The organism is Marinomonas sp. MED121 (assembly GCF_000153025.1).
Classification (GTDB): domain Bacteria; phylum Pseudomonadota; class Gammaproteobacteria; order Pseudomonadales; family Marinomonadaceae; genus Marinomonas.
Genome location: NZ_CH672436.1, coordinates 15,460 through 36,748 on the forward strand (window position 1 = coordinate 15,460; position 21,289 = coordinate 36,748).

General features: G+C 41.2%; 18 protein-coding genes. 12 read left to right on the forward strand and 6 right to left on the reverse strand.

What is annotated here, in order from left to right:
• From MED121_RS22845 to MED121_RS22865, 5 genes are all read left to right on the forward strand, one after another.
• A partial coding sequence (locus MED121_RS22845) for a DUF4856 domain-containing protein (protein WP_009836168.1) occupies positions 1-967 on the forward strand: 967 nt, incomplete at its 5' end.
• A gap of 67 nt (positions 968-1,034) precedes the next feature.
• Entirely contained in the window at positions 1,035-2,039 is a 1,005-nt protein-coding gene (locus MED121_RS22850) for a sterol desaturase family protein (RefSeq protein WP_009836169.1), read from the forward strand.
• 82 nt (positions 2,040-2,121) lie between these two features.
• Positions 2,122-3,195 (forward strand): Fe(3+) ABC transporter substrate-binding protein, encoded by a 1,074-nt coding sequence (locus MED121_RS22855; protein ID WP_009836170.1) that lies wholly within the window; start codon positions 2,122-2,124, stop codon positions 3,193-3,195.
• A gap of 51 nt (positions 3,196-3,246) precedes the next feature.
• On the forward strand, positions 3,247-4,899 hold the full coding sequence (locus tag MED121_RS22860; RefSeq protein WP_009836171.1) for an iron ABC transporter permease: 1,653 nt from the start codon (positions 3,247-3,249) through the stop codon (positions 4,897-4,899).
• Between the two features lie 26 nt (positions 4,900-4,925).
• Positions 4,926-5,999: an ABC transporter ATP-binding protein gene (locus MED121_RS22865; protein WP_009836172.1), complete on the forward strand. Its 1,074-nt coding sequence runs from the start codon at positions 4,926-4,928 to the stop codon at positions 5,997-5,999.
• 65 nt (positions 6,000-6,064) lie between these two features.
• Here MED121_RS22865 and MED121_RS22870 read toward each other — a convergent pair whose 3' ends face one another.
• Complete coding sequence (locus MED121_RS22870) at positions 6,065-6,931, reverse strand: HDOD domain-containing protein (protein ID WP_009836173.1); 867 nt, start codon at positions 6,929-6,931, stop codon at positions 6,065-6,067.
• Between the two features lie 160 nt (positions 6,932-7,091).
• Here MED121_RS22870 and MED121_RS22875 point away from each other — a divergent pair, with 160 nt between their 5' ends.
• Positions 7,092-8,297 carry a class I SAM-dependent rRNA methyltransferase gene (locus tag MED121_RS22875; RefSeq protein ID WP_009836174.1) on the forward strand — a complete coding sequence of 402 codons (1,206 nt, stop codon included), beginning with the start codon at positions 7,092-7,094 and terminating at the stop codon, positions 8,295-8,297.
• Between the two features lie 63 nt (positions 8,298-8,360).
• Here MED121_RS22875 and MED121_RS22880 read toward each other — a convergent pair whose 3' ends face one another.
• Positions 8,361-9,020: an HAD family hydrolase gene (locus MED121_RS22880; RefSeq protein ID WP_009836175.1), complete on the reverse strand. Its 660-nt coding sequence runs from the start codon at positions 9,018-9,020 to the stop codon at positions 8,361-8,363.
• Positions 9,021-9,169: 149 nt separating this feature from the next.
• Here MED121_RS22880 and MED121_RS22885 point away from each other — a divergent pair, with 149 nt between their 5' ends.
• The 5 genes from MED121_RS22885 to MED121_RS22905 all read left to right on the forward strand — a co-directional run bounded on the left by MED121_RS22885 (position 9,170) and on the right by MED121_RS22905 (position 14,343).
• Entirely contained in the window at positions 9,170-9,673 is a 504-nt protein-coding gene (locus MED121_RS22885; protein WP_036181759.1) for an RNA pyrophosphohydrolase, read from the forward strand.
• A 26-nt stretch (positions 9,674-9,699) separates the two neighbouring features.
• Positions 9,700-11,985 carry a phosphoenolpyruvate--protein phosphotransferase gene (gene ptsP / locus MED121_RS22890; RefSeq protein ID WP_009836177.1) on the forward strand — a complete coding sequence of 762 codons (2,286 nt, stop codon included), beginning with the start codon at positions 9,700-9,702 and terminating at the stop codon, positions 11,983-11,985.
• A 103-nt stretch (positions 11,986-12,088) separates the two neighbouring features.
• Positions 12,089-12,901 (forward strand): prolipoprotein diacylglyceryl transferase, encoded by an 813-nt coding sequence (lgt, locus tag MED121_RS22895; protein ID WP_009836178.1) that lies wholly within the window; start codon positions 12,089-12,091, stop codon positions 12,899-12,901.
• Between the two features lie 64 nt (positions 12,902-12,965).
• Entirely contained in the window at positions 12,966-13,799 is an 834-nt protein-coding gene (locus tag MED121_RS22900; RefSeq protein WP_009836179.1) for a thymidylate synthase, read from the forward strand.
• A gap of 28 nt (positions 13,800-13,827) precedes the next feature.
• A complete protein-coding gene (locus tag MED121_RS22905; RefSeq protein ID WP_009836180.1) occupies positions 13,828-14,343 on the forward strand; it encodes a dihydrofolate reductase in 516 nt (171 codons plus the stop codon).
• Positions 14,344-14,425: 82 nt separating this feature from the next.
• Here the strand turns inward: MED121_RS22905 and MED121_RS22910 are convergent, their stop codons facing one another.
• The 3 genes from MED121_RS22910 to ilvD form a co-directional block, all read right to left on the reverse strand.
• The gene (locus MED121_RS22910) at positions 14,426-15,661 is read right to left on the reverse strand and encodes a PAS domain-containing protein (protein ID WP_009836181.1); all 1,236 of its coding nucleotides are present in this window, start codon (positions 15,659-15,661) and stop codon (positions 14,426-14,428) included.
• Positions 15,662-15,785: 124 nt separating this feature from the next.
• A complete protein-coding gene (gene rlmJ / locus MED121_RS22915) occupies positions 15,786-16,628 on the reverse strand; it encodes a 23S rRNA (adenine(2030)-N(6))-methyltransferase RlmJ (RefSeq protein WP_009836182.1) in 843 nt (280 codons plus the stop codon).
• Positions 16,629-16,737: 109 nt separating this feature from the next.
• A complete protein-coding gene (gene ilvD, locus MED121_RS22920; RefSeq protein WP_009836183.1) occupies positions 16,738-18,585 on the reverse strand; it encodes a dihydroxy-acid dehydratase in 1,848 nt (615 codons plus the stop codon).
• A 132-nt stretch (positions 18,586-18,717) separates the two neighbouring features.
• Here ilvD and MED121_RS22925 point away from each other — a divergent pair, with 132 nt between their 5' ends.
• Positions 18,718-19,935 (forward strand): HDOD domain-containing protein, encoded by a 1,218-nt coding sequence (locus MED121_RS22925; protein WP_009836184.1) that lies wholly within the window; start codon positions 18,718-18,720, stop codon positions 19,933-19,935.
• A 993-nt stretch (positions 19,936-20,928) separates the two neighbouring features.
• On the opposite strand, the gene fdxA is transcribed toward MED121_RS22925, so the two are convergent.
• Positions 20,929-21,252, reverse strand: coding sequence for a ferredoxin FdxA (fdxA, locus tag MED121_RS22930; RefSeq protein WP_009836185.1), 324 nt, complete (start codon positions 21,250-21,252; stop codon positions 20,929-20,931).
• Positions 21,253-21,289 lie beyond the last annotated feature (37 nt).

Here is a 21,289-nt window from a genome sequence, read left to right on the forward strand (position 1 = left end):
TAAAGTAAAAGGCGGCTTCGATCCAGTAAATGGTTATGACTACACTCAGTTAATTTCTAAGTTCACCATGGGGGCTGTGTTCTACAACCAAGCCGTTGATGGTTATCTAGACGAAAAGCTGAATGATACTAAGAAAACAAACGATAAAGCCTATAAAGAGGGTGCTGCTTATTCTGCTAAAGAGCACTATTGGGATGAAGCTTTTGGCTATTTTGGTGCGCCAGCCCATGCTTTAACGCTTGATGCTAAGGCGCTTTACGGTATTGCTAAAAAAGATCCAAAATACTTTGCAGCAGCTGATTATAACAAAGATGGCGTAGTCGATCTTAAAACCGAAATGGTTTATGCCCATGCTTATTATGCCGCTGGTTTTGATAAGTCGGGTAAAACGACTTACCTTAATAATATCGTTAGTGCGTTCTATGATGGTCGTGCGCTAATTCATGATGCTCAAGGCAGTAAGCTAGATAAAGCACAAATGGCTAAGCTGAATGATTATGTGAATACTATTCGTATAAACTGGCAACAAGTGATTGCTGAAGCGGCATTTAAATATGCAGGTTCTGTTTATAAAGACCTTGATAAATTAAGTGTAATCCAAGAAGCAAATGGTGATGTGACTAAAGCTTACCGCGCTTATGCTAAACATTGGGGTGAGCTAAAAGGTTTTGCAATGGCGCTGCAAGTGGGTGGTGAAGACTTAGGTGAAGCAGCGGTTAAATTAAATCGTTTAACAGGCTATAGCCCAGTTTTACTTGGCGATACACAAGTGATTGCTCGTAACGTTAAAGGCGAATTTGTTCAGTCTTCAAGTATTTCAATGGAAGAGTACAAATTACACATGATGAAGGTTCAGCTACTATTGGCTGAGCGCTTTAACCTTAAGGCTCGTTCAAATGATGTTCTAGCTGGCATGGATGACTTAGCCGCTAAGCTAAGCTCTTCAACGTCTATCGAAAACGACTAATTCCTATTAGTTGTATATCTTAGTTAGCCTATTTCAGGCTGACTAAGATGTTTGGGGTTACTCTGTAATGGAAGTATTTTGGAATGAGTATTGGCAAGCGCTTTTTGGGGACCTCATTAGTCCACAAAAGAGAGTGTCTCTGACTTATTTATTAAGTGCTTTCATTATTGCCCTTTTAAGCCTGTCCTTCTTTGGTCATAAACTCCCTATAAAACGTGCTGTGCGACATGTTTTTCAGGCCAAGGTATGGTGGTCGGCGACCGCATTTGCTGATTATAAAACACTTGTCATTAACGCTTTTATTCTTAAGCTGATTTCTCCCTTTTTATTGGCTAAGATGCTGGTGGCAATTTGGCTGTTTGAACAATGGCATTGGCTATTACCTGATAAACCAGAGCCAAATATTTGGCCAACCTGGTTGGTTGTACTCTGCTTTACGGTTTTTCAGTTTGTATTAGATGATTTCTGTCGATTTTATCTGCATAGACTGATGCATAGATGGCCATTTTTATGGGCTTTTCATCGGGTTCATCATTCTGCAACTGAATTAAACCCCTTTACTGTGTTTAGAACGCATCCGGTAGAATCCGTGTTGTTTTCTTTACGTTCAACCCTGAGCCAAGGTTTTTCAATTGCCTTGTTTTTTTACCTGTTTCCTAATCAGGTAGATATCTACATGGTGTTAGGGGTGAATGTTGTCACCTTTGTCTTTAACCTTTTGGGTGCCAACTTACGTCACTCTAATGTGATGCTTTGCTATCCTCATTGGCTAGAAAAGCTATTTATCTCTCCGGCACAACATCAAATTCACCACTCTGTGGCGAGAGAGCATTGGGATAAAAATTTTGGCGTGGTATTAGCTTGTTGGGATAGGTGGTTTAAGAGTTTGCATCACTCTGACCCAAAGCAAGTGCTTAAATTTGGGTTGAGTTTGAATACTCAGGAAAACCAACATTCTCTTTATGCTCTTTATCTTTCGCCGTGTTTTCAATCTTTGCGGATGCTGCTTCTTGTGCCTAGTCAATTTGTGGTTAAAAAACTGAAAGCGAGTACAGAAAAGCCGAGAGTTTAAATATAAATGGTAATTAATTTCATTTATAATCCCTTTAATATTTCCACGTTTTTTCATTCGGATAAATACGGCGACATTTTATATGCTTACTATTAACACTGAAAAACTATTAAATTCTATTACTCGTCCACGTTTTAAAATGGCATCAATTTTATCTTTCTTGCTAGCCTCTAGCGTTTCTTTACCTGTCATGGCAGATGAGGAAGTGAACGTTTACTCCGCCCGTAAAGAAGCACTGATAAAGCCTATGCTAGATCGTTTTGAAGAAGAAACAGGTGTCGCTGTAAACTTAATTACCGGATCTGCTGATGCACTATTAAGACGATTACAGGTCGAAGGTGAGTATAGTCCTGCGGATATTTTTATTACGGTTGATGCTGGGCGTTTACATAGAGCAAAACAAGCGGGTGTATTGCAACCCTTTCAAACGGCGAAGATAGATGAGCTGGTGCCAGAGCATCTTCGTGATAGTGATGATTATTGGTATAGTTTGTCACAGCGTTCGCGCACTATTTTTTATGCTAAAGATAGAGTCAATAAAAGTGAATTATCCAGTTATGAAGCGCTAGCAGATAGTCAGTGGAAAGGCCGTATTTGTGTAAGGTCTTCTGGCAATATTTATAATCAGTCTTTAGTTGCTTCTATGATCGAAGTGAATGGCGAGGATGCAACCCAAACTTGGGTGAAAGGTTTGATGGCAAATCTAGCCCGTCCTCCTTTTGGTGGTGATACAGACCTATTAAAAGCGGTTGCGACTGGCGTATGTGATATTACGATTGCTAACACCTATTATTTTGGTCGCATGATGAGAAGTGATAATGCGCTGGATCAGTTAGTTGCTGAAAAAGTGGGAGTGTTTTGGGCAAATCAAGCTGAGTCTGATCGTGGTGTACACATGAATGTAAGTGGTGCTGCTATTACTGCAGCATCAGTTAATAAAGACAGTGCGATCAAACTTATCGAGTTTTTATTATCCAATGAAGCACAAACCTGGTATGCCGATGTAAACAATGAGTATCCTGTTGTGGATGGCATTGCAGCACCAGTTAATCTGGCAAGTTTTGGTGATTTTAGGACTGATAAAATAAGCTTAACTAAATTAGGTGACAACAATCTAAAAGCCGTTAAGATTATGGATGCGGCTGGTTGGAAGTAGGGCGCTCTCTGCTTCACTCGATTTAAATAAGTGGATTAAGCAAAAGGAATAATGGTGAATAAAGCCAAAAGTATGCCCTTTCTTCGACCGAATTGGTTGTTGCTTATTTCTGTTCTGGTTGCTCTTCTACTCGCTTTGCCTGTGATGGTTATTTTAACCAATGTACTCACAGGTCAAGCAAATGTTTGGCAACATCTAATCGATACCGTATTAGCTGATTACATCTCTAGCTCATTAATTTTAATGCTTGGAGTGGGGGCAGGGAGTTTGTTGCTGGGAGTGCCTACGGCTTGGTTGACCAGTGTTTGTCGTTTTCCTGGACACAAATGGTTAGCTTGGGCGCTATTATTACCTTTGGCCGTGCCTGCCTATATTATCGCTTATACCTATACTGGTTTATTGGATTTTGCGGGTCCTGTGCAGTCATTAATTCGTGATCTAACAGGGCTTTCCTACGGGGAATATTGGTTTTTTGAGGTGCGTTCTCTCGCTGGCGCTATCGTCATGCTTTCCTTGGTGCTGTATCCCTACGTTTACTTGATGGCTCGCGCTGCCTTCTTAGAACAATCGGCTAATACATTAGAAGTGAGTCGCTCATTAGGGTATAGCCATACACGCTCATTTTTTAAATTAGCCTTGCCACTAGCAAGGCCAGCTATTGTGGCTGGGGTTACCTTGGCATTGATGGAAACTTTGGCAGATTATGGCACGGTAAAATATTTTGGAGTCACCAGTTTTACCACTGGCATAATGCGAACGTTTAATGGTTTTGGTGATGCGGCTGCCGCATCCCAATTAGCATCCGTACTGCTTTTATTTGTTACCTTTTTGATTCTAATGGAGCGTTATTCTCGGCGCCGAATTAGTTACCACTCTTCAGGTATTCGTAAAGCCTCAAATCGAAAAATAGAACTAACAAGACAGCAGGGAATACTTGCTGCCTGTGTGTGTTTTTTGCCCGTACTATTTGGTTTTATTGTGCCTGCTTTGCAATTGTTATACTGGGCCATTTTTAGTGCTCAAAGCATAGATGCTGCTTTTTTTAAGCTTGCTTGGAACTCTCTTTATTTGGCGGCACTCGCTGCCTTGATTGCCGTGTTGCTGGCTTTAGTTTTAGCTTATGCAAGTCGGCTTAATAAGCGTCCAACCGTTCAAGCATCGGTTACAGTGGCGGGGCTTGGTTATGCCTTACCAGGTACGATTATAGCGATAGGCATTATTATTCCCTTTGCTTGGTTAGATCATCAAATCATTGCTTGGGTTAAGCAAGCCTTTGAAGTGCGTTTGGGGTTGATTCTATCTGGTACCTTATTTGCGCTTTTATTTGCCTATACAGTTCGCTTTATGGCGGTATCTTTAGGTGCGGTGCAAAGTGGATTGGGTAAAATTACACCTAGCCTTGATGCAGCAGGGCGTTCACTAGGTTATAAACCATTGGATGTATTACGTAAGATACATGTCCCCTTGCTCAAGAGTTCAGTGCTAACAGCCTTGTTAATCGTTTTTGTCGATGTGTTAAAAGAGTTGCCGGCCACCTTGATACTGAGGCCTTTTAACTTTAATACCTTAGCTGTAAGGGCATTTGAATTAGCGTCTGATGAAAGGTTAGCTGACGCTGCCCCTGCTTCTTTGATGATTGTTCTCGTGGGGTTAGCCCCCGTAATACTTTTGAGTCGCTCTATTGGCTCTGTTAAAACACATTAATTCTTGAGTTAGCTTAAGTGAGTGATATGACCTCTTTACCGCCCAGCCAAATGTTAACCGATTTAAGCATTGAGAATGTGGCTGTTGTTTATGATGATAAATCGATTATTGAAGGCATTGATTTTCAATTAAGTGCTGGTCAAATCGGATGTTTACTCGGGCCAAGTGGCTGTGGTAAATCAACTTTGTTGCGAGCAATCGCAGGCTTTGAACAAATTGCAACTGGCTCTATTGCGCTTGATGCTCAAACCTTATCTGAGCCTGGGTTTGTGGTGAACCCTGAAAACCGAAATATTGGTATGGTGTTTCAAGATGTTGCTCTTTTTCCTCATTTAACCATAAGTCAAAATATTGAGTTTGGTATTCAAAGCTGGAATAAATCGGATAGGCAAGAAAGAACGCGACACCTCTTGTCATTGGTAGGATTAAGTGGCTATGAGCAGAGGTATCCAGATTCTTTGTCTGGTGGACAGCAGCAGCGTATAGCGTTAGCGAGAGCTATAGCGCCTAAACCTAAGTTACTTTTAATGGATGAGCCTTTCTCTGGTTTAGATGCCAAGTTAAGAGAGGAGCTTGTACCGGATGTTAGGGCCATTTTATTAGCTGAAAAAATGAGTGCTATTCTGGTTTCTCATGACCAGATGGAAGCCTTTGCCATGGCAGATCAAATTGCTGTAATGAGTGAAGGGCAAATCCATCAATTGGCTTCAGCATATCAAATTTATCATAAGCCAGCGACTAGATTTGTGGCGAGTTTTATTGGTCATGGAGATCTGTTGCCTTCAAAAGTCTGTGGGCCAAACTGTGTTGTATCTGATCTAGGTGAAATTACTGGACAAACTGATCATGGTTTTAGTGCAGATCAGGAAATTGACCTTTTAATTCGACCTGATGATATTTTGCATGACGATGATAGTGAGTTTACGGGAGAAATTGTCAGTAAGTGGTTTCGAGGGTCGCATTTTTTATACCGAGTACGTCTAGCCTCTGGCAAGGTGGTTTATTGCTTTGCATCATCACATCATGATCATTCGATAGGTCAATCTATTGGTTTATCGGTAAACTTAGATCATTTAGTGCTTTTCCCAAGAGATGCATAATTCGGCCTTAATATAAAAAAAGGAAGCTCAGCTTCCTTTTTTATATTAAGGCAGGTATTGAAGGATCACGCGGCCCCAATCCCTTGTTCATGGCATGCTTCAATAATGCCTTCAAAATCGTACTGGGTAAGCTCAAGGTGCTCTAGGCAATAGTGGCCCACCTTTTCCCATTCATAATCTACTTTTGCATTGCCAACAATTTTATAGGTCTCACAAATGTGCTCCGCCATTTTTAAAATGGAAGCGAAGGTCAGTGTTTTTGTGTCGCCTGCAATGCGTTCACTAAAAAGCCGGTCTAGTCTGTGCTGATGAGCGATGACATGGGAGCAAGTTTTAGGCAGCCCCCAAGACTTAGCAAGGTAGTAACCTATGACTGAATGGTTGGTTTTAAAATGATCATTCTCAATATTAGTCAGTAGAAAGTTAGGGTCGTTATAACCTTCTTCTAAAATCGGTACATAGTTTTTAAAGCGCTGCATCATTAAAGGAATGCCAGCGTTATGAAAAAGGCCTAATGCGTAACACTCGTCTTGGTATTTAAAGCCAATTTGTTTAGCAACACTCGAGCATACTGCTGCTACATCCATGGCGTTATCCCAAAAGCTGTGTAGTGACGCAATAGAATCATCAGATAACTCGCTTTTTACTGCGAGTGCATTGATGATATTAGCGACACTATTAATACCCAACATCATCACTGCTTGCTTGATTGACGTGATCTTACGTTGCAAGCCATAAAAGGCGGAATTAACAAACTTTAGCGTGGCAGCAGAAAGGCCGACATCTTGAGAAATAATTTGAGCAATCCTGTCCATATCAGGATCTGGCATAGCTTGTTCCATGTGAAGGTCAACCATTACCTGAGGTTGAGGAGGAATGGTGATACCTTGAAGGACGCGCTTTAATTGTTCAGTGTTTAGATCGGAAGACATAATTACTCGATATACAAACTTGATAAATATGGTCGGTGAAAACTAAATTTTTATGCTAGATGAAAAACGGAAATATTTATTTTATAAAAAGTGACTGGTTTGCTGCAAAATCATAGCAAAATTTGACTTAATAATTATAATACTTTTTTCTCTTTCGTGGATGACTATTTTGAGTGTAATACGACTAAAAGGCCAAGCGGATCGTCGCTTAAGAGCGGGCCATCAATGGATTTACAGTAATGAAGTAAATACAGATGCTACCCCTTTAAAGCAGTTTTCTGCCGGTGACCAAGTAGTAGTTGAAGCTGCTAATGGGAAGCCGCTGGGCATTGCAATGATTAATCCTAACACCCTAATATGCGGTCGTTTAATTAGTCGTGACCTTAAATCTCCCATGGATAAGTCTTTGGTTGTGCACAGGCTGAAGATTGCTCTATCTCTGCGTGACTCTGTTTATGCTGCACCTTATTATCGCCTTGTCTTTGGTGATTCGGATGGGCTTTCTGGTCTTGTTGTTGATCGGTTTGCTGATATCTTGGTTGTGCAAATTTCGACAGCCGGCATGGAGCGTATTAAAGAAGAAATTATTACCGCCTTGCAAGAGGTGGTAAAACCTTCCGCTATCTTAATGAAAAACGACGGTAAAATGCGTGATGTTGAAGGGCTTGCTTCCTATGTGGAAGAAGCATTCGGCACTGTGCCTGAGGTTGTTTATTTGCAAGAAAATGAGGTCTTGTTTGAAGCGCCTGTTTGGGATGGCCAAAAAACGGGTTGGTTCTATGACCACAGAGAGAACCGCAAAACCTTACAAACTTTTAGCCCAGGTAAACGTGTGTTGGATGTTTTCTCTTATGTGGGTGGCTGGGGCGTACAAGCCGCTTCTGCTGGCGCAAGTGATGTGACCTTTATTGATGCTTCTGAAAAAGCATTGGGCCATGTGGAAAGTAACTTGACCATGAACCAGTACGAAGGCAATGCTAATTTGATGCAAGGCGATGCGTTTGAATCTATGCAATCTTTGATTGATGATAAGCAACGTTTTGATGTGGTTGTGATTGATCCACCTGCGTTTATTACGCGTCGTAAAGATACTAAGGCAGGTGAAAGTGCCTATTATCGAGCTAACCAGTTAGCAATGCGTCTTGTTGCTAAAGGCGGTACCTTAGTAACGGCCTCATGTTCTATGCATTTAAAAGAAGAGAAGTTGCATGAAATTGTTCGTAGTAATTCGCGTTCTTTAGAGCGATTCTCTCAGCTGATTTATCGTGGTACGCAAGCGCCAGATCATCCAGTACATGCATCGATTGAAGAAACCGAATATTTGAAGGCGCTTTTCTATCGCATCCATAATAATATGGGCCTGTAATGGCTTAGTTAAGATAGATTGCGTGTTTAAAAAGGCAGCTTAGGCTGCCTTTTTGTATTTTAGCTATGAATCTCGTAACGAAATGTTGAGCCAGCCTTTTTGTGTTGCAACCTGAGTCAGTTTTTCATCGGCATCAACAATGATTGGGTGACTAACAAGCTCTAATAAAGGTAAATCATTATGGGAATCACTATAAAAATAGCTATCTTCAAGCGAGTTGCCTGTTTCTTCTAGCCAAGCCTTTAGTCGAGTTACCTTGCCATCTTGAAAGCTTGGAATGCCAGTAATGCCGCCAGTGTATTTTCCGTCTTTAATTTCTGGCATAGGCGCAATCAGATGATCCATGCCAAGGTATTGACTGATTGGGCCAGTTACAAATTCATTGGTGGCAGTGATTATCATCAAGAAATGGCCTTGATCCCTGTGTTTTTTGATCAAATCAATCGCTTTCTCTTGCATCATAGGCATGATTTTCTTTGTCATAAATTGCGCATGTAAATCACTAAGTTGAGTCTGATTAAACTCAGTTAATGGCGCTAAACTAAAGGCAAGGTACTCATAAATATCTAGCTTGCCAGAGAGATAGTCTTGATAAAACTTATCGTTTGCTGCCTTGTATGTGCTGGCGTCGACGATTCCTTCTTCTACTAGAAACTGCCCCCAGTTGTAGTCACTATCACCCGAAAGTAGGGTGCCGTCCAGATCAAAAATAGCCAGTGTCACAGGTCTTCCTCAATATATGATTTTAACCAAAAGTATACCTTTCGTGAGAATAATTAACAGAGGTTCGATTTGTGAAGAAGTGGGAAATATGGAACAATGGCGTAATTTATTTTAACTTTCGAAAGAACGATTTTAAAAGGTAATAGCTCGTGATTGATGCGGACGGATATAGACCGAATGTGGGCATCATACTGATGAACGAGCGTGGCCAACTTCTTTGGGCTCGACGAATTGGGCAAAATGCTTGGCAGTTTCCACAAGGCGGAATTAAGCATGATGAAACGCCGGAAGAGGCTCTCTTTCGTGAACTAAAAGAAGAGGTGGGGCTAGAGCCTCACCAAGTTGAAATCATCGGGAAAACCCGAGGTTGGTTACGTTACCGTTTGCCAAAACGTATGTTGAGGCACAATAGTAAGCCGCTTTGTATCGGACAGAAACAAAAGTGGTACCTGTTATCCATACGCTGTGCAGATGCTTGTGTATGTGTTGATTCTGCGGATTGTCCAGAATTCGATGGCTGGCGATGGGTTAGTTATTGGTATCCTTTAGGGCAAGTTGTCGCATTTAAAAAAGATGTTTACCGACGCGCTTTAAAAGAACTGATTCCCAATGCCCATAAAAGGCTAAAGAAACTCGATAAGTCCGTGGCTTAACGGACTTTTTGCTTGTAAGGAAAGCTATGCTAGGTTTACTCAGACGTATTACCCAAGAAGTGACAGCAGCGCAATCATTGCCAGCTGCATTGGATATCATTGTTCGCCGTGTTAGGCGCGCGATGCGTGCTGAAGTATGTTCTATCTATCTGGTTGACCCTAACTCACAAGATTATATTCTCATGGCAACTCGGGGTCTTAACTCCGAAGTGGCAGGTCAAGCAAGTTTAAAGCCGGATGAGGGCTTGGTGAGCTTGGTTGGTCGTCGTGCAGAACCAGTTAACCTTGAAGACGCTCATTCCCACCCTTCATTTCATTATTTAAAAGGCACGGGCGAGGAGAGATATCAATCCTTCCTAGGTGTGCCGATTATTCACCACCGACAAGTACTGGGTGTCTTGGTTGTTCAGCATGAAGAAAAAAGACGCTTTGATGAAGGTGAGGAAGCTTTTCTAATCACACTTTCTGCTCAGCTAGCTGGGGTTATTGCCCATGCTGAAGCGACAGGTGCGATGACGAGTTTAAACTCGAACGCTAAGCCTGAAGGTGATTTACGCTATAAAGGGATTGCAGGCAGTTCTGGTGTTGGTATCGCCAAAGCCATTGTCATTTACCCTCCCGCTGATCTAAATGTTATCCCTGATCGTAAAGTGACTGATGTGGAGGCGGAATTAAGCGCTTTTAACGCAGCTCTTTTGGCGGTACGTAAAGATATAAAGAAAGCAGGTAACCGCCTTTCTAAGCACCTTTCTAGTGATGAAAAAGCCTTGTTTGATGTCTATCTTAAGATGCTAGATGACAACGCACTAGCGTATGAGATTGAACAAAAAATACGTGGCGGAAACTGGGCGCAGGGTGCGTTAAGAGAAGTTGTGCAATTCCATGTATCGCATTTTGACCGTATGGATGACCCTTATATCAGGGAAAGAGCGTCTGATCTGCGAGATCTTGGGCGACGAATCTTATCTCACCTGCAAGAAAATGCGCCAAATTTAGCTCAGCGGTTTAGTGAGCCGGCCATTATTGTTGGTGAAGAGTTGACGGCATCTATGTTGGGAGAAATCCCACTGGATAAGATCAAAGGCTTAGTTTCTGTAATGGGTTCTGGTAACTCCCACGTGGCTATTTTAGCCCGTGCTATGGGAATACCAACGGTTATGGGGGCACTTGATCTGCCTTATAATCAGCTTGAAAACGTTGATATGATTATTGACGGTTATCAGGGACAGGTTTTTACCTATCCTTCAGAGACATTGATTGAAAGCTTTCAACAAATTGTTGATGAAGAAAAAGCCCTTGAAGAAGAATACCTCACCCTTAAAGATTTGCCATGTGAAACCTGTGATGGGCATAGGCTGTCTTTGTTTGTGAACACAGGCCTTTCGGCGGATATCTGGCGTTCTCTTGATAGAGGAGCAGAAGGCATTGGTCTTTATCGTACTGAAGTGCCGTTTATGGTGCGAGAGCGCTTCCCAACCGAAGCGGAACAAGTGGCTATCTATCGTCAGCAGCTTGAAGGTTTTGCACCTGCCCCAGTGACAGTTCGTACTCTAGATGTGGGTGGTGATAAGGCATTGCCTTATTTCCCGATTGTAGAGGAAAACCCCTTCTTAGGTTGGCGTGGTATTCGCGTTACCTTAGATCATTTAGAAATTTTCATGGCGCAAATTAGGGCCATGATCAAAGCCAGCGATGGTTTACATAATCTGAAAATCTTATTGCCAATGATTTCCAATGTGGCAGAAGTCGAAGATGCATTGGCCCTGGTGCGCAGAGCCTATGCGGAAATTAAAGAAGAAGGTTATGACGTTAGGATGCCCGAAGTTGGCGTCATGATTGAAGTTCCTGCTGCGGTTTATCAGGTGAAGCAACTGGCATCTCTGGTCGACTTTATGTCTGTGGGTAGTAATGATTTAACTCAGTATTTACTCGCGGTAGACAGAAATAATCCTAGGGTGGCAGATTTATATAACTGCTTCCATCCTGCAGTACTAAGAGCCTTACTTAATATTGTTATTGAAGCTCAGCATGAAGCGATTAGTTTGAGTGTTTGTGGTGAAATGGCTGGTGATCCTATGGGAGCCATTTTATTAATGGCGATGGGCTATGACATTCTTTCTATGAGTGCTACCAGCTTACCTAAAGTGAAAGCTGTCATTCGCAATATAACCGAAGAACAAGCACAACTTATGTTGGAGCAAGTGATAGGCTTAGCTCATGCTGATGCTGTGGTACAAACTATGAATCGTCTTATGCGTGAAGCCAATATCGAGCGTTTAGTTAGGCCGAGTAAGAGTAAATCGAGTAAATAACCAAAACACTGAATTGATAATTGAACCTAAGTCCTTATTAATGCTCTTAATCAAAGAATGATTATTTAACCTAACACGCCTTTCATGAAGTAGATAAAAAACTATGATCGACTACCCAAATATTGATCCTGTCGCCATTGAGCTGGGCCCAATTGCTGTACATTGGTATGGCATTATGTACCTTATTGGTTTTGCTGGTGCGTATTTACTTGGTAACTATCGTGCTAAAAAATCAGATGGCGTGTGGAATCAAGAGCAAGTCAGCGACATGATTTTTTATGGCGCAATGGGCGTGATTCTTGGTGGTCGTATTGGCTATGCTTTTTTCTATCAGTTCGATCACCTTTTAGCTGATCCTTTAAGTATTTTACGAGTATGGGAAGGCGGCATGTCATTCCATGGCGGCCTCATTGGTGTGATACTCGCCATGTTGCTTTTTGCTCGAAAATACAAAAAACACTTTATTGATGTGATGGATTTTTTAGCGCCATTAGTCCCTATCGGCTTAGGAACGGGTCGATTAGGTAACTTTATTGGTGGTGAGTTATGGGGACGTCAAACTGATGTTTCTTGGGCGATGATCTTTCCAACAGACCCTCTTCAGCTTGCTAGGCATCCTTCTCAGTTATACCAGTTTGCTTTAGAAGGTGTCTTACTCTTTTCAATACTTTGGTTAATTTCACGAACACCTAAACCACGTTATTTTGTCTCAGCAAGTTTCTTAGCCTGCTATGGTTTATTTAGAATTTTTGTTGAATTTTTCCGTGAGCCGGATGCCCATATTGGTTATATTGCTTTTGGTTGGTTAACCAAGGGTCAACTTTTGTCTATACCCATGTTGTTAATTGGCGCAGCTCTCATTTTTTACAGTTTAAATAAGCAGCAAATTAGTAAGCCCCTGGCGACTAAAAAATAGAAGTGAGTTTGAAACTCAATCACTATTCTATCTTCTGCATCATGATCACAAATAGGTAATAAATATGCTTCCTTATATTCAGCTTCTTAATGACGTCCTCGAAAATGGACAATTTAAGGGGGACCGCACAGGCACAGGTACTTATAGTGTATTTGGCCGTCAAGTGCGATATGACCTAGCTGAAGGTTTTCCTTTGTTGACGACTAAAAAATTGCATATACGCAGTATCTTGCATGAGCTTTTGTGGTTTCTAAAAGGCGAAACAAATATTCAGTACTTATCCGATAATGGCGTGACTATTTGGGATGAGTGGGCAACGAAAGAAGGTGAACTTGGACCTGTATATGGTGCCCAATGGCGTTCTTGGAAAGGTGAAGACGGAAAAGAATACGATCAAGTGACCGCGCTTATTAACAGCTTGAAAAATAATCCAAATAGCCGTCGTCATATTATTAATGGTTGGAATGTGGCCTGTTTGCCAGATGAATCTAAAGCACCTGATGTAAATGCGGCAGAAGGTCGTATGGCGTTACCTCCTTGCCATGTTCTGTATCAATTTTACGTGTGTGACAATAAGTTAAGCGCGTCGCTCTATATTCGTAGTAACGATCTGTTTTTAGGTAACCCTTATAACACCGCGTCTTTAGCTTTTTTAACCCATATGTTGGCGCAACAATGTGATCTTGATGTGGGAGAAATTGTTATATCCATTGGTGATTGTCATTTGTATTCTAACCATATCGAACAGGCGAAAATTCAGGTTCAACGAACACCTAAAAAATTGCCGAAGCTAAAAATACACAGAAAACCAGAGTCTATTTTTGATTATAAGTTTGAAGATTTTGAGATTCTTGATTACGATCCAGAACCACATATCTCTGCACCCATTGCGATCTAGTCGCGACTTTAATAAATAAGGTAGAAAGATGTTATCGTTAATTGTTGCTATGGCGCAAAATCATGTAATTGGTATTAATAATAGTTTGCCCTGGCATTTGCCTAATGATTTGAAATATTTTAAGAAAGTCACTATGGGTAAGCCGATCATCATGGGACGTAAAACCTATGAATCAATTGGTAAGCCTTTACCTGGAAGACGAAATATTGTTATTACTAGACAAGACGCTTACACAGGCGTGGGAGAAAATGATGCTATTGATGTGGTGTCTTCATTAGATCAGGCGATTGATCTGGGTGAAAGTATTGCCCTAGTAGAAGGTCATGAGGAGGTGATGGTGATAGGTGGTGCTGAAATTTACAAGCAGGCTCTCCTAAAGGCAGACCGATTATATATTACCCATGTTTTGGCAGACGTTGAGGGTGATGCTTATTTTCCTCAAGTGGACTGGACTTTGTATGAAGAGGTTGGTCATGAGGCGTTCGCTGCATCAGGTCACAACCCTTATGATTATCGTTTTAGTATCTATCAAGTGAAGGAATAACGTTCAATACTGTTTGCTTGTAAGAATAAAAAAAATGCACGTTTAAGTGCATTTTTTTATGTCAGATGAAGTGTCATTATGGCTACTTTAATTCAATGATGGTGTCATTGTTATCATAAGCTTCAACAGCATTGTTGGCACTTTCTTCAAGCTCTTCGACACTTTCGCCATCTTCAGGAAAGGTTGCGATTCCAGCACAAATGGCTAAAGAATGTTGCTGCCCATCTTTTTTAATAAAGTTAAGATTATGAATCGAATTAATGACATCATCGAGCAGGTGTTTTGCATCACGCACATTGGTATTAGGTAGTAAAAGTAATAATTTATCAGAGGCTACCCTGGCTAAAATATCCCCTTCTCGAATATTGCCATGTAAGTCTTTTGCTGCCAGTTTGATGATTTGGTTTTTTTCTTCATAAATCATCTGGCTCAAGACACCATCCGCATTTAGGTTGATCTTCACCATAGTCAGTGGCGTGTATTGGCGCTTAGCTAACCCTAATTGTTTATTGAAGTGTGTGGTTGCAGCGCTATGTGTTAGCAATCCGGTTAAGTCATCAAAAGTAGCTTGGCGGCGAAGGTGTTGTTCAAGTTTTTTTTGTGAACTGATGTCTTCAATAAATCCTACGGTTTTAGCGATAGTGTGATCACTATTGACGGCATAGGTTAGGCCTCTTTCTTTTACCCAGAGGTAGTTACCATTACCTTGTAGGATTCTATAGCTGGCTTCATAGCTTTTAGTTGCTTGAGCGATATGAGACTCAACAATCTGCTTTAGGTTTGCAAGATCTTCTGGGTGAACCAGGCAGTGCCAAGTGGCTGTTGATTTTGGGCTAGATTGCATTGAGCAGCCAATAAGGTCACACAGTGACTGAGAGCACTCAACCGCATCACTTGCAATATCCCAGACCCAAATGCCAGAAGATGACTCAGATAAAGCGAGTTTTAAAAGGGAGTTTTCATTGCTTGCGATGTCTAAATGTTCACCGCTATAAAGGCTGACAAGGAAGTGCTCTTCATCAAGGTTTTTAAAATGCAGTTCTACCTTAATTTGCTTATCACCCAAACGTAATACTTCGTGACAGGGTGAGCTTTGCTGTTTTTGCATCGCATCACTAAATGCTTGCCACTGGTTAATATTTTGCGTGCTAAGGCTGAGTTCTAGCCAGTTAGTTGGTTGAATACTATCTTGTTTAGTAAAGATGTCAGCAAAGTTTTGGTTATGCTCTAGAATCTCCCCGCTTATTTTGTCGAGAACAAAAGCGGGCGTCGGTGTGAGCTTAAAGGCGTTTTTAAAAACATGGTTACTGACTGACATCTTTTACTCCAATTTAAATGCTAGGCTTTTAGAAGCCCGTCCCTGAACAATGTTAGCCCTGCTATTTTTACGGCAAGCAAATTAACAAGTCTATTGCTTTTGTGTTAACACTTTTCTAATGGCACTACTCTGGTGTTATCCAACGCAATTGAAAACTTGAGCGATTATCTTCCTGTAAAAGCTCTTTTAATATTGGCAGAAATTCTTGTGCTTCGCTTTCCATTTTCCAAGGTGGATTAACGATTATCATGCCGCTGCCATTCATTCCCTTATCCGCATCTATGTCACGGATGTTTAATTCTAGCAATAAAACATTACGGATTTTTGTTCTCTGGACAGAATTAATTAAGTTATCAGCTTGCTTACGGGATAATACCGGGTACCAAATTGCATAAATACCATGTGAAAAGCGCTGATGTCCTTCTACAAGAGCTTTTACCACGGTTTTGTAATCTTCTTTTACTTCGTAAGGTGGGTCCATTAGGACAAGTCCACGCTTTTGTGGTGGCGGTAACATGGCTTTAACAGCAGCAAAACCATTGCCTTTTTCGACATTGGCACGACGCTTATTAGGAAAAAGGGCGGCTAAGGTTGGGTGGTCTTTGGGATGAAGTTCGCATAAATGCATTTTGTCTTTCTGGCGAGTATAGGCCTCAACAACTTTTGGGCTACCTGGGTAGACCTTTAGGTTAGAGGTAGGATTCATCTCTTTAACTATTTTTAGGAAGCGCTTAATTGAATCGGGCGCACTTTTTAATTCAAGTAGTTGAGATATACCTGTTTTGAACTCTTTGTTCATTTGCGCCTGTTGTGAATCCAAAGCATATTGTCCAATGCCAGCATGCGTATCTAAGTAAAAAAATGGCGCTTCTTTAGCGGTTAGATGATGGCAGATTTGGCTGACTACAAGGTGCTTTAAAATATCCGCATGGTTGCCGGCATGATAAATATGGCGATAGCTGAGCATAGTGATTCTCTAAATAAAAGGCCATGAGATAAATCACCCCATGGCCTTGGTGTCTACTAATTAGGCTATTTTATGGAGAAATAGCTAGTAGTGATAGTGCCTGCTTAGATTAATCTTCTAGCAGATCCAAGTTACGTACCGCACCTTTGTCAGCACTTGTTGCAAAGTGAGCGAACACTTTCAATGCTGGTGTGACTTTACGTGGTCTTGCTTTTTCAGGTTTCCAAGCGCTTTTACCCTTGGCATCCATAGCAGCACGACGTTCTGCAAGCTCTTCATCACTGAGTAGTACGTTGATAGAACGGTTAGGGATATCGATGCGAATGATGTCGCCATTTTTCACAAGGCCAATAGCACCGCCAGAAGCGGCTTCTGGTGAAACATGACCGATAGAAAGGCCTGAGGTGCCACCAGAGAAGCGACCATCAGTTAACAAAGCACATGCTTTGCCTAGACCTTTAGATTTGATATAGGACGTTGGGTAAAGCATTTCTTGCATGCCTGGACCACCGCGAGGTCCTTCGTAACGAACGATAACCACATCACCTGCTTTAACTTCATCGGCTAAGATGTTGCTAACGGCTTCATCTTGAGATTCAGTGATATGAGCAGGTCCTTCAAATACTAAACAAGATTCATCAACACCAGCACTTTTTACGATACAGCCATCGAGTGCTATGTTACCTGTTAGGACAGCAAGGCCACCTTCTAGAGAAAATGCGTTTTCGATATTGCGGATACAGCCATTCTCCCTGTCTCCATCAACCGAAGGCCAGCGCGTTGCTTGGCTAAATGCAGTTTGTGTCGGAATACCGGCAGGACCTGCTTTATAAAACTCCATCACCTCTGGAGTGGGCTTGCGCATGATGTCCCACTTTTCAAGGGCTTTTGTCATTGTTTCAGCATGCACTGTATGGACTTGATTGTGTAATAAACCTGCGCGATCAATCTCGCCCAAGATACCAAAAATACCCCCTGCCCTGTGAACATCTTCAATGTGATACTTAGGAGAGTTTGGCGCAACCTTACAGAATTGTGGGATTTTACGTGATAGGCGATCAATGTCTGCCATCGTAAAATCAACACCTGCTTCATGTGCGATAGCCAATAAATGCAGAATGGTGTTTGACGATCCACCCATAGCAATATCAAGCGTCATGCAGTTTTCAAATGCATCAAATGATGCAATCGCTCTGGGTGCCCAATGAGGTTCGTCTTGTTCATAAAAACGTTTGGTAATATCAACAATGCGACGGCCAGCTTCTAAGAAAAGTGCTTCACGGTCTGCATGTGTTGCTAGCATGGTGCCGTTACCTGGAAGGCTTAACCCCATTGCTTCTGTTAAACAGTTCATTGAATTTGCGGTAAACATGCCAGAACAAGAGCCACAGGTAGGGCAAGCTGAGCGCTCGTATTCCGCTACTTTTTCATCTGATGCTGAGTCATCAACTGCGATCACCATGGCATCAACTAGGTCTAGTTTGTTCTCTGAAAGCTTAGTTTTACCTGCTTCCATTGGACCACCAGAAACAAAGATAACCGGAATATTAAGGCGCATTGCAGCCATTAGCATTCCCGGTGTGATCTTGTCACAGTTTGAAATACAGACAAGTGCGTCAGCACAGTGTGCATTTACCATATACTCCACAGAGTCGGCAATTAAGTCTCGTGAAGGTAGGCTATAAAGCATGCCGTCGTGGCCCATAGCAATACCATCGTCCACAGCAATGGTATTAAACTCTTTGGCTACGCCGCCTGCTTTTTCAATTTCACGTGCTACAAGCTGTCCCATATCTTTTAGATGGACATGTCCAGGTACAAATTGAGTGAATGAATTGGCTACCGCAATGATAGGCTTATGAAAATCTTCATCCGTCATTCCGGTTGCGCGCCACAATGCGCGAGCTCCTGCCATATTACGGCCGGAGGTGGTAGTTTTAGAACGATATACTGGCATGTTAACCCCACATGGTACTTTTGTATCTTATTAAGCTATGCATGTTACCAAGTTTATTTGTAACACCCAATGGCAATTTCTTTAGAATCGGGCGACACTAGCTATGTATTCTTGATTATGGCTAGATGAATTATGGAAAATAGGTTTGATACTCACACGCTTGTTGCGCTTGCTCGTCAACCCGTACTAGATGCTAAGCAATCCATTTTCGGTTATGAGTTGCTTTATCGTGATAGTGGTACAGCAACAAATGCTGAAATTTTTGATGACGTCAGTGCTACGGCGCAAGTGGTATCTACAAGCTTATTAGAAATTGGTATGTCCAACTTAGTGGGTACTGGTAAGGCCTTCGTTAATTTTCCAAGAACTTATTTGCTTAATCCAAGTGGTGTTCCTCTCGATCGAGAGCAAGTCGTCATTGAAGTAATGGACAATGCAAATTTTGACGCGGTTTTATTGGCGGCGTTAAGAAAATGGCATAATTCTGGGTACGCCATTACCTTAGACGATTTTAGGTTTGAAGCGAAACTGACGCCCTTTATTGAGCTTGCAAGCTTTGTAAAATTAGATTTGCAGGCACTTGGTCGAGACGCTTTTATTACCGAGTTAGAGTTTCTTAAGAATTTCAATGTGAAAGTGATTGCTTGTAAGGTTGAAAGTTGGGATGAATTTAATTTTTGTCGCATGTTAGATGTGGATTACTTTCAAGGTTACTTTTTTGAAAAACCAGAAACCATTGAACGCAAAGCCGTTAAAGTAAATAGTATGACCTTGCTGCAATTAATGGCGGAATTGCTGAAAAACAATGAGCTTTCAGTTGATGAGCTTGACCGAATTGTGAGTCAAGATGTGGGCTTGGTTCATAAGTTACTAAAATACTTAAATTCTCCTATAACGGGTTTGGTTGCATCCGTTGATAGTGTCAAGCTTGCAATTGTATTGGTTGGCGCGGAGCAACTTAAATCTTTAACAAGTTTGCTACTAATGTCTGAAATGGTGGGTGATAGACATGCACTACTTCAGCAAGTACTTATTAGGGCAAAACATGCAGAGTTATTTGCCCTTAAAATGGGCTACACCAATCAAGATAAGTACTTTTTAGCAGGCATGCTGTCTATGATAGATGTTTGTATGGGAATGGATTTACCGGATGTTCTTGCTTCTTTACCGTTACCTGGTGAGCTTGCTAATGCAATCGTTAACCGTAGCGGTAAAATCGGACTGACCTTGACCCAAATAGAACAGTATTCAAAAGGGCATCAAATTACAGGTTCTGTTTCTCAAGAAGTGCTAAAAGAAACCTACTTAGAGGCCATTGCTTGGGTTGATGAATTTCTTAGTACTTTTTAATTCAATTCTTCTTCAACTTCTTTCTTGTGAGAGATGTCTTACTAGTAATGTAGGACATCTCTTTTTGTTTTGTACGCCTTGTGTTTTAAATTCTGTAATTGGTTTTTAACGTATTGAAAATAAAGAAATAATCTTTATTCATGGTTTTTTATAAAAGTTGAAATCTTCCTTTTTACTGGTACATTGAAATTAATCCAAACGGAAACTCATGGAATAAGAGTAAAGCAAGGATTGCTGAGTACAGGAAGTAATGAGGGCTTTGAGATTGATTACAGGATGTAATCCAAAAAGTACTCCATCGGACGGATTGATTTGCTAATTTTACCTTTGAGTAAATTAGAAACCAAGATAGGTTTTCATCACGGACGATGACGAAAAGGAACTTCAGCTTATTGCAAGGGTGACTTAACAGGATGTGAGTCAGAAATAGGGCAGCTTTGGCTGCCCTTTTTTTGTTTTAGAAAAAGATTTCTGAGGTGTTTGGAAGGAGGTTTTATTAAAACAAGAAAATTAAAAATAAAGTTTTGTAAGATATGTCTTACAGTCTTGTAGGATATATCTTGTTGTTATGTAGGAGTTGTGTTTTTTTATCTGTAGTTTGTTTTTATCTTATTGATATAAAAGGAAAAAATTGATTTTGTTGTGATTTTTAAAAACTTGAAACTTTTCATTTTACTGGTAAATTAAAGACATCCAAACGGAAACTCATGGATTGAGATGGAAGCAAGGAGTGCTGAGTACAGGATGTATTTGGGATGATAGGATAAAGATTGCAGGAAGCAATCAGTTGAATGGATTCTATCGAATGGAATTTGAGCTAACGTACAAAGAGTGTAGGTTAGGATCTAGGATAGACTTTAATCATGGAAGATGACGAAAGGGATTTTCAGCTCATTGGATGAGTCGCTTAACAGGATGTGAGTGAAAAATAGGGCAGCATAGGCTGCCTTTTTTTCGTCTAAAGAAAAAGGAATCAGATAGATTCCTTTTTGATTATTTCTCTAAATGCTCTAGTTTGTCTTCTACCCCATCCCACGTCGCCGCATCTGCAAGGGCGTCTTTTTTCTCCGTGATGTTAGGCCAAACATTAGCAAGATCTGCATTCAACTCAACAAAGTGTTCTTGATCTTCTGGTAGTTCATCTTCTGAGAAAATGGCAGAGGCAGGGCACTCAGGTTCACATAAGGCACAATCGATACATTCATCAGGATTGATTGCCAGAAAGTTCGGACCTTCATAAAAACAGTCGACTGGGCAAACTTCTACGCAGTCTGTGTATTTACAACGGATACAATTATCAGTTACGACGAAAGCCATAAGCTATCTCCTTCGATATGGGTAATAGTTTTTACCA

Excerpts from the sequence above, each read along its gene's own strand:
- MED121_RS22870 (WP_009836173.1), bottom strand. The coding sequence starts at position 6,931 with ATGTCTTCCGATCTAAACACTGAACAATTAAAGCGCGTCCTTCAAGGT.
- MED121_RS22860 (WP_009836171.1), top strand. The coding sequence starts at position 3,247 with ATGGTGAATAAAGCCAAAAGTATGCCCTTTCTTCGACCGAATTGGTTG.
- MED121_RS22875 (WP_009836174.1), top strand. The coding sequence starts at position 7,092 with ATGACTATTTTGAGTGTAATACGACTAAAAGGCCAAGCGGATCGTCGC.
- MED121_RS22905 (WP_009836180.1), top strand. The coding sequence starts at position 13,828 with ATGTTATCGTTAATTGTTGCTATGGCGCAAAATCATGTAATTGGTATT.
- MED121_RS22850 (WP_009836169.1), top strand. The coding sequence starts at position 1,035 with ATGGAAGTATTTTGGAATGAGTATTGGCAAGCGCTTTTTGGGGACCTC.
- ilvD (WP_009836183.1), bottom strand. The coding sequence starts at position 18,585 with ATGCCAGTATATCGTTCTAAAACTACCACCTCCGGCCGTAATATGGCA.
- ptsP (WP_009836177.1), top strand. The coding sequence starts at position 9,700 with ATGCTAGGTTTACTCAGACGTATTACCCAAGAAGTGACAGCAGCGCAA.
- MED121_RS22910 (WP_009836181.1), bottom strand. The coding sequence starts at position 15,661 with ATGTCAGTCAGTAACCATGTTTTTAAAAACGCCTTTAAGCTCACACCG.
- rlmJ (WP_009836182.1), bottom strand. The coding sequence starts at position 16,628 with ATGCTCAGCTATCGCCATATTTATCATGCCGGCAACCATGCGGATATT.
- MED121_RS22925 (WP_009836184.1), top strand. The coding sequence starts at position 18,718 with ATGGAAAATAGGTTTGATACTCACACGCTTGTTGCGCTTGCTCGTCAA.
- MED121_RS22865 (WP_009836172.1), top strand. The coding sequence starts at position 4,926 with ATGACCTCTTTACCGCCCAGCCAAATGTTAACCGATTTAAGCATTGAG.
- fdxA (WP_009836185.1), bottom strand. The coding sequence starts at position 21,252 with ATGGCTTTCGTCGTAACTGATAATTGTATCCGTTGTAAATACACAGAC.
- MED121_RS22855 (WP_009836170.1), top strand. The coding sequence starts at position 2,122 with ATGCTTACTATTAACACTGAAAAACTATTAAATTCTATTACTCGTCCA.
- MED121_RS22900 (WP_009836179.1), top strand. The coding sequence starts at position 12,966 with ATGCTTCCTTATATTCAGCTTCTTAATGACGTCCTCGAAAATGGACAA.
- lgt (WP_009836178.1), top strand. The coding sequence starts at position 12,089 with ATGATCGACTACCCAAATATTGATCCTGTCGCCATTGAGCTGGGCCCA.